This window comes from Thermodesulfobium sp. (assembly GCF_053498235.1).
In genome coordinates, this window is the sequence record NZ_JBRCUV010000042.1 from 1 (window position 1) to 10,780 (window position 10,780).

The window sequence follows — 10,780 nt, forward strand, 5'->3', positions numbered from 1 at the left end:
AATTTCAATTTCGTAGTTATAGATAATAGAAATAACGAAAAGATAGGAACGCTTAAGGATGGCTTTTTTATTATTGATACTTCAAAAACTCCAGAAAATTACAGGATATCTGTAAATGTTTCAGAATATCCATTCGAGATAAAAGTTTACTATCCAGAAAGCCTGATATGGCAAAATTATATAAACTCATCTTTTGAAAGATGGCCTTTCGAAATTATCATTTTAATTTTGACAGTAATATTAAATATATTTTTATTAGTATTCCTTAAAAGTAGAGAGATGAATCTTAGGAGAATCATAGATTTTAGATCTTTACTCTCTCAAGTAAACCAATTATTACTAAATGTAGAAGATGAGTCAACACTGCTACAATCAATTTGTGATATTGCAGTTAAATATGGCCATTTAAAGCTTGCTTTTATTGCACGGCCTGATGAAAATGATGTTTTTAGGATTTTAGCTTCAAGTGGTGAAACAGACTATGCCAATTCCATCTTTATCTCTGCCAACCCAAATATTCCTGAAGGTCAAGGTCTATCTGGCAGAACTTGGAGAGAAAAGAGACCTACATATAGCCAAACATTTGATAAAAAATCTTTTAATTATCCATGGAAAGAAGCTGCATCAAAGTTTGGCATAAAATCGAGTGCTACTATTCCTATCTTTAGAAATAAAGAAATATGGGCGAATCTTTCTGTTTATCACGGCAGCGAGAATGTATTTAACGAAGATTTAAAAAAACTTTTAGAAGAACTTTCAAAAGATATCTCATTGGGCCTTGATAGATTAGATCTTAGAAAGAAAGAGAAAGAGAGCTCAGAAATTAGAAAAAATATTATCGATAACGCTCTGATTGGCATTGCTCTTGTAAGGGATAGAAAATTTGTACAGGTGAATTCTAAATTTGCCCAAATTTTTGGTTACGAAAATACTGACTCTTTAACAGGAAAGCCTACAAAAATATTATTTTTTGATCAAGATGAATATTATCGAATTGGAACAATATATGATGAACTCTTTCGAAATAAACGAATAGAAGCGCTCGAATTAGCTCAAAAGAGAGCTGACGGCAAAAAGATAATCTGTGAAGTTACTGCGAATGTATTAGATGAAAACGAAAAAACTTCTATCTGGACAGTTCAAGACATTACCGAAAGAAAGATGCTCGAGGAGAAGCTTCGACAGAGTGAAGAGAACTATCGACTTCTTTCTATCATGGATTCTTTGACATCATCTTACAACAGAAGATATTTTGAACAAAGACTCGAAGAAGAAATAGAGAGAACTAAAAGAAATAAAATACCATTTTCTCTAATAATGTTTGATATTGACAACTTTAAGAATGTAAACGATACATATGGACACTCAATAGGGGATAAGGTTCTTATTAATGTAGTTGAACTTGTAAAGAAAAGAATAAGGAAAACTGATTTTATAGCTAGGTGGGGTGGAGAGGAGTTTATGATACTTCTTACAAATACAAATTCGCAATTTGCTTGCAAAAAAGCTATCGAGCTAAATAACGAAATATCTAAACTAAATATTTTTGGAATAGCATGCTCTATTACTGCAAGCTTCGGGGTTACAGATTATCAACAAAATGATGATATAGACTCAATAACTAAAAGAGTCGATATGTTACTTTATAAAGCAAAAGCTGATGGCAAAAATTGCGTAAAATGCAATCTAAAATGAAAATTTGCATTTAAGTAATTTACTAAACTTACTGGAGCCAACGGGCGGATTTGAACCGCCGACCTACTGATTACGAATCAGTTGCTCTGCCAGCTGAGCTACGTTGGCGTTAAAGTTTTATTATACCAGAAAATTATGATTTTATATTCAAGGTTTTTAATATTATATCGCTCATAAGTTCTTTATCTATTATACCTTTATGAATTATACTCTTTTCTTTAAGAGATCTTAACTGCTCTGGTATTGGAACTTTAGTTTTCTCTTCAATTTCAAACATTAAATCAAATTCACTTTTGTAGTGATTTGGTTTACCGAACAAAGCTTCGTAAATGCTTACTGAAAATTTATAAGGATTGGCAGTTGATAAAATAAAAGTATAAGTATCGTCTGAAGTTTGATCAATATATTTAAAATAAACAGCTCTAGCAACTGCAGTGTGTGTATCTAGGAGGTAGTTTTTTTCTGTGTAGTCTTTATAAATTTGTCTTCTTGTAATATCATCATCAGCCCAATCAGCCCAAAATAAATCTCTTATTTTTTTATGCATCCTTAAATCAACTCTATACATTCCATCTTCTTTCAATTGGTTCATCAGACTTGCAACATAATCTGAGTCACCACCAGATAAATCATATAAAAGTCTCTCTAAATTACTTGATATCAGAATATCCATAGAGGGTGAGATCGTTTTATAAAACCTTCTTTTTTTATTGTAAACTCCAGTGTTAATAAAATCCGTAAGTACATTGTTGCTATTAGAAGCACAAATAAGCTTTTTAATTGGTAAACCCATTTTTTTTGCATAATAACCAGCTAAAATATTTCCAAAATTACCTGTAGGAACTACAAAGTTAACTCTAGTTCCGTTTTTAAACAAACCCTTTTGTAAGCCTTGAATATATGAATAAAAGTAATATACAATTTGGGGAACAAGTCTTCCCCAGTTTATAGAGTTAGCTGAAGATAACTCAAATCCATGTTCTATAAGAATATTATTTAAAGTTCTATCATTAAATATTGCTTTTACGTTATTCTGAACGTCATCAAAATTCCCTTTAACTGCATAAGAAAACGTATTAGATCCTTCTTGAGTAACCATCTGTAACCTTTGAATTTCACTTACGCCGTTATGCGGGAAAAAAACTATTATTTTAGTACCCTTTACATCTTTGTATCCTTCAAGAGCTGCCTTTCCAGTATCACCAGAAGTGGCAACTAATATAACTATTTCATTTTTTACCTTATTTTTATCTCTAGCAATAGATAATAAAATTGGCATAATTTGAAGAGCAATATCTTTAAACGCAGAAGTTGGACCATGCCACAATTCAGTGATTAAACAATTATTATCAAAGTTAAAAATTGGGGTGATTCTCTTATCATCAAATTTGCTAGCATTATATGCTTTTTCTATAGAAAATTTAAGATCCTCATCAGTATAATCAGTTAAAAAATTTTTTAATACTAAAAAAGCAGTATCTTGATAACTGTTTAAATTTAAAATTTCTTGCATACTAATTACAGGTATTTGTTCGGGTACAAAAAGCCCACCATCCTTTGATATTCCTTCTAAAATTGTTTTCGAAGCTAAAAGTTTTTCGTTAAATCCCCTAGTGCTTTTATAAAACATTTTTACACCTCATATTAGAAAATGATCCTTCCAGAGAATAAAGAATGATATTCTCCGTTCAAAATATAAATTAATTCTCCCGAAGAGCCGATCGAGTCCAAAATTGCATTATAAATAAGCTCATTTTGTTTTTTAATATTTATAAATTGATTTTTCAAAAAAAGTTTACAATTTATCTCTTCTAACACCATACTAAAAAACGTGTCAGAAAAATTTTCTAAAATATTTTCAAAAACTTCTAGAATATTAAATAAAAGCGAATTAATATTTATTTCTTTATTGAGAATTGATTTTAGATTAGTTGCAGGATAACTAATATTCTCAATATTAATTTCATTATTAACATTTATTCCAAACCCACAAATATAATATACTATTCTGTTAAAGATAAACTTTTCCACAAGAATACCTGCAACTTTCTTTTGAAATATAATAACATCGTTTGGCCATTTAATGAGTGGTTTTAAAGCTAACTTTTCTAAGGTTTTTATTACAGAATATGAACACATAAGAGGAATTAAAGTATCTTTAAAAGTAGAAAAATTTTCTAAAGATACCGAAAACCATAACCCACCTTTATTAGATTGCCACAATGAATTCCTCTGTCCTCTCCCTTTAGTTTGTTCCGATGCAACTATAACCGGAGAAAAACCATACTTTCTAATCCAATTTTTTGATACATCTTGAGTGCTTTCTGTCTTTTTTAGTAATAATATTGTGTCAAGCTCTTTCATGATTCTTCACGGCAAAGAAAACCCTTTTCAGTAACTATCATATCCATTTTAATATCCCATGGATCTGAGCTAATATCTTCAACTATCTGCATATTAAATGCTACGCCGATCTTTAAGGTGGTTTTAGGTAATCTTTTTAAAAAATTATCATAGAACCCCTTGCCAAAACCTATTCTATTAAAGTTACGATCGAAGGCTACTCCCGGAACAAAAACCAAGTCAAAATCTACCATTTTAATTCTATTTGGCTTATATAAAGGTTCTAAGATGCCATAAGGTCCCTTTTCCCATATTGTATCTATAAAGCACTGAACAGGATCAATTTTTAAACTTTTAAAAGATATCGTTGGCAAAAAGACGCTTTTATGTCTTTTCAAGGCATCTATGTATAGTGCCTTTAAATCAACCTCACCTCTTATAGAAGAGTACAACATTAAACTATTTGCTTCTAAATAAAACAAACTCTTTATAATTTTCGAGCAAATAGCCTGACTCATTGATTTTTGAAGATCTAAACTAAGATCTTCTCTTTTTTTAAGAATCATTTTTCTAATTAATACTTTTTTCATGGGGAACTTGCTTTAAATTATTTCAAATTCCTAACTTTTTTAAAATTGAATCATCAGCTATTAGTGTTTGAGATCTTTTAGCACCTATACTTACGAATAATACAGGCGTTTTAGATAGTTCTTCAATCTTTTTAATGTATCTTAAAGCATTTTCCGGCAAATCTTCAAATTTTTTAACATTAGTTGTATCAGTCTTCCATCCTGGTAATTCTTCATACAACAATTCAACATTGTACAAATCAGACATACAAGATGGCATCTTATCTACAACTTTACCTGATTTCAATTTATATGCGTAAGCAATCTTTAAGGTATCAAGATCATCTAAGACATCTAATTTTGTAAGTGCAAAACCATCTAGTGAATTAACAATTGAACTATAGTGTAAAACTACAGCATCAAGCCATCCAGTTCTTCTAGGTCGACCAGTAGTAGTACCAAATTCATGACCTCTCTGTCTTATTTTTTCACCAATATCATCAAATAGCTCAGTTGGAAAAGGGCCTTCTCCTACTCTCGTAGTGTAAGCCTTCGCTATACCAATAATGCTATTTATATACCTTGGTCCTACCCCAGCACCCATACAGGCTCCTCCAGCAGTTGGATGTGAGGATGTTACAAAAGGATACGTTCCATGATCCAGATCAAGTAGAGTTCCCTGAGCCCCCTCAAACAATACCTTTTGGCCATTCTTTAAGGCATCGTTTATTTCATAAACCGAATCTATAACGTGATCAGCAAAGTATTCTTTGAATTTAAGCAGTTCATTGAAAATTGAATTAACGTTTACCGAACTTAGATCTACAAATTTACCGTAAAGCTTCACCTTTTCTTCATAGGATTTGTATAATAAATCCTTTAAATCAGATTCAGAGCAATAAAGATCGCCCATTCTAATACCAACTCTTCCATATTTATCCATATATGTTGGACCAATTCCTCTACCTGTGGTTCCAATCACCTTACCATTTGGAGTTTGGTCCTTCCATCTATCTATAATTGGATGGAAGGGCAAAATTAAGTGAGTTCTTGTGCTAATAAAAAGATTTTTACATTCATGACCTCTTTCTTTTAAACTTTCAACTTCTTTGTATAACATCCATAGATTTAAAACAGCACCGTTACCGATTATACATTTTTTATCAGGATATAAAATTCCCGAAGGTATATTGTGGAATTTATACTCTTTATCGTCAACCACCACAGTATGACCTGCGTTATCTCCTCCCTGATATCTCACAATTAGATTCATTCTTTGTGCAAGCCAATCGGTAATCTTGCCCTTGCCTTCATCTCCCCATTGTGCTCCAACAATAACAATCCCTGGCATTAAACTACACCTCCAAAATTTTACTCGCTACTATAAAAATCATCTTTATTTACAAATTTTGCTTGTTCTTTTAAGAATACAAGCTCTACTTTACCAAGTGGTCCATTCCTTTGTTTAGCAATAATTATTTCTGCTATTCTCTTCTTTTCTGATTTTGGGTTGTAATACTCGTCTCTATATATAAATGCAACTACATCAGCAATCTGTTCAATTTCACCAGATTCTCTTAAATCAGACAAAACTGGTCTCTTTTCGGTTCTACTCTCAACAGCCCTAGATAATTGTGAAAGTGCAATTATGGGAACTTCTATTTCTCTAGCTAATGCTTTAAGCGATCTAGCAATTTCAGCAACTTCTTGAACTCTATTTTCACTTTTTTTTCCTTGCATAAGTTGTAAATAATCTACTATTAACAAAGATAAAGGAGTTTCGCTTTTTAATTTTCTTGATTTTGCTCTCATTTCAAGCATAGAAATATTAGGAGTATCATCAATATAAAGGTTGCACTCAGAAAGCTTTGATAAGGCCCTTGTAAGTTTAGGCCATTCATGATCTTGAATATTTCCAGTCCTAAGGTTATGTATATCAATCATACTTTCAGCACAAATCAATCTTTGGGCTAATTGTTCTTTTGACATTTCGAGGGAGAAGATTCCAACTGCTTTTCCTGGCTGTCCAGATAAATATCGTGCAAGGTTTAGACAAAAGGCAGTTTTACCCATTGACGGTCTCGCAGCAATAACAATCAAATCCGAAGGTTGAAATCCTGCTGTTAGAAAGTCCAAATCTTTAAAGCCACTAGGTTCTCCGGTTATTCCAGATTTTTTTTGAAAAGATTTGTCAATCATTTCAAAGGTAGAAGTAAGGGCATCTGAAATACGAACAAATCCCTTTCTAGATCTTTTTTGTGCTATTTCAAAAACTAACCTTTCTGCTCTATCAAGAGCATCTTCAATGTTTTCCTTAGAAAAACCAATTTCTACAATTTCTGTACCAACCTCTATAAGTTTTCTGAATAGTGCAGCTTCTTCAATTAATTTTGCGTAATATTGTACGTTTGCAGGCGTTAATAAGTTTGAAACCAAATCTGCCAAATAGCCAGGACCACCTATTTCGTCTAATAGATTTTTTGTAGATAACTTCTCAGATAAAGTTACTATATCTACAGGATCACCCTTATCAAAAAGTTCAATAATAGAAGAATATATATGTTTGTGAGCAGTTTTATAGAAATATTCAGGCTTGATAGTTTCAGCACAAATTGCAATCGCTTCCCTGCTTAGGAGCATAGATCCTAATAATGCTTGCTCAGCTTCCAAATTGTATGGAGGAGTTCTATCTAACATAGATTAAAAGTTAAAAAAGCATATTATATATCATATTCAAAATATTATCGAATTTGATGCTAATATGCATAAAGATTTCCATAAGGTCTATGAGATATTGCCTTAAGTTTAATAAACTTATCTTTCAAAAGTTCTACAGCATTAAAGTTAAACTTGTTGCCAAATTCTTTTAAAATATTTTTTAAAATTTTATAATCATTGTCATCAATATCAAGAATCACAACTTCTTTGCCTATATTGTTTATATCTACATCACCGCGTATATAAATTTTCCCTCCGTGCATACCAGTACCGATTGCATCAGCTTTCATTATTTTAGGCGAGTTTATATTTAAAATTACCAAAATGCCACCTGCCATATACTCTCCCAAAAAACTTCCAGCACTTCCTCCTACAACTATCACAGGCACATTATTTTCAAATTCTTTCATGTGAATTCCAACTCTGTAGCCAACATTCTTTTCAATAAAAATTTTTCCACCTCTGGCAGCATAACCAACAACATCTCCTGCATTTCCATGTACACTTATTGTTCCACCATTTAATGTATTTCCCACTCCATCCTGTGCATTTCCAAAAAGCTCAATACTGACACCTTCCATAAACATTCCTAAATCGTTTCCAGCAACTCCATGTATAGTAATTTTTAAACTATTGTCTTGTATTCCATTTCCAATAAATCTTTGTCCAAGAACATTTATAATATTAATTTCTTTTTGTCCTTGTGAAACTAACTCTTTAATTTTTCTATTCAACTGTTTAGAATCCATATTTAAAGCATCTACAGTAATCATATCTACCATTTACCTCCCGGCAGGCTTTACGCCAAGAACTTCCAAAGTTTCACTTGAAAGTTCAAGTGCCCTTAGTCTTTCTCTATTCCCAACTAAGCTTTCTATCGCATTAATTCCCAATGCGCCCATTATTTCCTTTAATTCTAAGCTCCAACCCTTTATTAAATTAACAAGTTTTTTAGAAGCTTCATCTGGGTCAAGTCTACTAACTAGATCAGGTCTTTGAGTAGCAATTCCCCATGAACAATTTCCTGTATAGCATTTTTGACAAAGGGTACAACCAATGGCTATTAGTGCGGCGGTTCCAATAGTAACAAAATCTGCGCCAAGAGCTAGCGCTTTAGCCATATCCGCAGCATGCCTTATGCCACCCGCAGCTACTATGGAAACTTTATTTCTAATCTTTTCCTTTCTTAGTCTATCATCAACAGCTGCAATTGCAAGCTCTATTGGTATTCCAATATGATCTCTTATCATTTTAGGAGCTGCACCTGTACCTCCCCTAAAACCGTCAATTACAATATAATCTGCATCGGCTCTTGCAACCCCTGATGCAATTGCTGCAACATTATGAACTGCAGCAATTTTAACTCCTACAGGTTTTGAATAATCAGTTGCTTCCTTTAAAGAAGCAATCAGCTGAGCTAGGTCTTCAATTGAATAAATATCATGATGAGGAGCAGGAGACAGAGCATCTGTGCCCTTTGGAATCATTCTGGTAAAAGAAATTTCATCGTCTACTTTGTATCCAGGCAAATGTCCTCCAATTCCAGGTTTAGCTCCTTGCCCTATTTTAATCTCAATTGCAGCAGACCTCTTAAGATATTCAGGAGTTACACCAAATCTACCCGAAGCTACTTGAACAATAATATTATCTGCATATTCATAAAGATCTTTGTGCAAACCACCTTCACCAGTATTCATTAAAATGCCACATTCCTTCGCAGCCCGTGCAAGAGCTTTGTGAGCATTTAATGATATTGCCCCATATGACATAGCAGCAAATATGATTGGAGAATTAAGTTTTACATTTGGCTTTAGGTTATTTTTCAAAATATACTTATTATCCTTGAATTCAATAAATATATTAACAGGTTTTTCACCAAGATAACTTATTGTTTCCATTGGCTCTCTAAGAGGGTCAATTGATGGATTGGTAACTTGACAAGCGTCTAATAATAATCTGTCGAAAATTATAGGATATTGTTTGTCATTCCCTGCGGCTGTAAGAAGTATTCCACCGCTATTAGCCTGCTTTTTTATATTATTTATATATTCTGGTTTCCAATAATCATTATGCTTTTGAGTACCAGGAAATTTACTTACCTGTATAGCTTTTGTAGGGCAAACATACATACATCTTTGACAGGCCACACATTTTTCATGAACCGGTTTTACGTTCTTGTTCTTATCTTGAAGTAAGGCTGAAAAACCACAGTTCATTACACATTGTCCGCACTTTATGCAAAGCTCTTTATCTACTTTCACAAAAAATTCAGGAAGAAGCCTATCAAGCACAGACATCTTTCTTTACCTCTACTTTCAAAGGTTCACCAGCTATAAGGGAATAAACGTCTTCAAGATTACTTTCTACCTTCCTAATAGCTGACTCTTCACTAGCTAAATATGAAAAATCACCTTTTTTACCATAAACTAAAGGTCTTAACTTAATTCTGTCATTTAAACCCATCATGTAATTATTAGTAGCAACAATAATTGCAAATGGACCATTCAAAAGTAGGTTCCCATAAGTCATCCTCAATGCTGTATGAAGTTTCTTTTCTTCTTCTGACATAAGTTCTATATCCTTCCAAAACTTAGCTGCTACAACGTTGCACGCGATATCTAAAGGTAAACCGTGCTTTCTAACTAATAAATCAAAAGTATATGCTATTACTTCGGTATCAGTTAGAAGTACACATTTGTAGCCATATGTTTCCAAAAATCTTTTATTGATCCCATATGAAGAAATTTCTCCGTTGTGAACTACCGTCCAATCAAGAATAGAAAAAGGATGAGCTCCCGCCCACCAACCTGGAGTGTTTGTAGGAAATCTTCCGTGTGCAGTCCAAATATACGCGCTATATTTTTCTAACATAAAAAAGCGACCAATATCTTCAGGATAGCCTACCCCTTTAAAAACACCCATATTTTTCCCTGAAGAATTTACGTAAGAACCTGGAATTCTTGTATTTATAAGCATTACCAACTTTACAACAAAATCATCAGATTCCATATCTTTAGCTATCAACTTATCTGGTTTTGGAAGAACAAAATACCTCCACAAAAGAGGAGGGTCTTTAATTTCCTCAATAGTTCTTGTAGGAATTTTTTCCTCACGCTCTGTTATAAAGTTTTCTTCAATTAAGGAATCTACCTCTCTTTTTGCTGATTCGGTATCAAACATAATGTGCAAACAATAATAATTTGGAATTTCCGGATAAATACCATAAGCAGCAAAGCCGCCACCTAAACCATTTGACCTGGAGTGCATAACTGACATCATGTCAAGAATTGCATCGCCAGATATGCAGACACCTGACTGATTCATGATTCCCGCTGCTGCACATCCAGATGGTATATGTTCCAAAGCAGGTATCATGAAAACCTCCTCTAAAAAATTATTGAACTATTTATTTTACAATAGATATTATATAGATAGCAAATTAAATTATTTTATAA

Annotated in this window: 9 protein-coding genes and 1 tRNA gene; 1 reads left to right on the forward strand and 9 read right to left on the reverse strand. The window is 32.7% G+C overall.

The window, feature by feature from the left end; genetic code table 11:
- Window positions 1–1,695: sensor domain-containing diguanylate cyclase (locus ACWIUX_RS05905; protein ID WP_448589804.1), on the forward strand; the 1,695-nt coding region annotated here is incomplete at its 5' end.
- 32 nt (window positions 1,696–1,727) lie between these two features.
- Here the strand turns inward: ACWIUX_RS05905 and ACWIUX_RS05910 are convergent.
- The 9 genes from ACWIUX_RS05910 to ACWIUX_RS05950 form a co-directional block, all read right to left on the reverse strand.
- A tRNA-Thr gene (locus ACWIUX_RS05910) sits at window positions 1,728–1,803 on the reverse strand.
- Between the two features lie 25 nt (window positions 1,804–1,828).
- Complete coding sequence (gene thrC / locus ACWIUX_RS05915; RefSeq protein ID WP_448589805.1) at window positions 1,829–3,325, reverse strand: threonine synthase; 1,497 nt, start codon at window positions 3,323–3,325, stop codon at window positions 1,829–1,831.
- A 14-nt stretch (window positions 3,326–3,339) separates the two neighbouring features.
- Window positions 3,340–4,059 (reverse strand): biotin--[acetyl-CoA-carboxylase] ligase, encoded by a 720-nt coding sequence (locus ACWIUX_RS05920; protein WP_448589806.1) that lies wholly within the window; start codon window positions 4,057–4,059, stop codon window positions 3,340–3,342.
- On the reverse strand, window positions 4,056–4,628 hold the full coding sequence (locus ACWIUX_RS05925) for a 5-formyltetrahydrofolate cyclo-ligase (protein ID WP_448589807.1): 573 nt from the start codon (window positions 4,626–4,628) through the stop codon (window positions 4,056–4,058). The genes ACWIUX_RS05920 and ACWIUX_RS05925 overlap by 4 nt, the downstream gene beginning before the upstream one ends.
- Window positions 4,629–4,650: 22 nt before the next feature.
- Window positions 4,651–5,958, reverse strand: a complete 1,308-nt coding sequence (locus tag ACWIUX_RS05930; protein ID WP_448589808.1) for an adenylosuccinate synthase — start codon at window positions 5,956–5,958, stop codon at window positions 4,651–4,653.
- Window positions 5,959–5,978: 20 nt separating this feature from the next.
- On the reverse strand, window positions 5,979–7,304 hold the full coding sequence (gene dnaB / locus ACWIUX_RS05935) for a replicative DNA helicase (protein WP_448589809.1): 1,326 nt from the start codon (window positions 7,302–7,304) through the stop codon (window positions 5,979–5,981).
- Between the two features lie 59 nt (window positions 7,305–7,363).
- Window positions 7,364–8,098 (reverse strand): GltB/FmdC/FwdC-like GXGXG domain-containing protein, encoded by a 735-nt coding sequence (locus ACWIUX_RS05940; RefSeq protein WP_448589810.1) that lies wholly within the window; start codon window positions 8,096–8,098, stop codon window positions 7,364–7,366.
- Between the two features lie 9 nt (window positions 8,099–8,107).
- Window positions 8,108–9,622: a glutamate synthase-related protein gene (locus tag ACWIUX_RS05945; protein ID WP_448589811.1), complete on the reverse strand. Its 1,515-nt coding sequence runs from the start codon at window positions 9,620–9,622 to the stop codon at window positions 8,108–8,110.
- The gene (locus tag ACWIUX_RS05950; RefSeq protein ID WP_448589812.1) at window positions 9,609–10,700 is read right to left on the reverse strand and encodes a class II glutamine amidotransferase; all 1,092 of its coding nucleotides are present in this window, start codon (window positions 10,698–10,700) and stop codon (window positions 9,609–9,611) included. Before ACWIUX_RS05950 ends, ACWIUX_RS05945 begins: the two co-directional genes overlap by 14 nt.
- Between the last annotated feature and the right edge of the window lie 80 nt (window positions 10,701–10,780).

Bases quoted from the DNA above. Each gene is read 5' to 3' on its own strand.
- ACWIUX_RS05930 (WP_448589808.1), bottom strand. From the start codon at position 5,958: ATGCCAGGGATTGTTATTGTTGGAGCACAATGGGGAGATGAAGGCAAG.
- dnaB (WP_448589809.1), bottom strand. From the start codon at position 7,304: ATGTTAGATAGAACTCCTCCATACAATTTGGAAGCTGAGCAAGCATTA.
- ACWIUX_RS05950 (WP_448589812.1), bottom strand. From the start codon at position 10,700: ATGATACCTGCTTTGGAACATATACCATCTGGATGTGCAGCAGCGGGA.
- thrC (WP_448589805.1), bottom strand. From the start codon at position 3,325: ATGTTTTATAAAAGCACTAGGGGATTTAACGAAAAACTTTTAGCTTCG.
- ACWIUX_RS05920 (WP_448589806.1), bottom strand. From the start codon at position 4,059: ATGAAAGAGCTTGACACAATATTATTACTAAAAAAGACAGAAAGCACT.
- ACWIUX_RS05945 (WP_448589811.1), bottom strand. From the start codon at position 9,622: ATGTCTGTGCTTGATAGGCTTCTTCCTGAATTTTTTGTGAAAGTAGAT.
- ACWIUX_RS05940 (WP_448589810.1), bottom strand. From the start codon at position 8,098: ATGATTACTGTAGATGCTTTAAATATGGATTCTAAACAGTTGAATAGA.
- ACWIUX_RS05925 (WP_448589807.1), bottom strand. From the start codon at position 4,628: ATGAAAAAAGTATTAATTAGAAAAATGATTCTTAAAAAAAGAGAAGAT.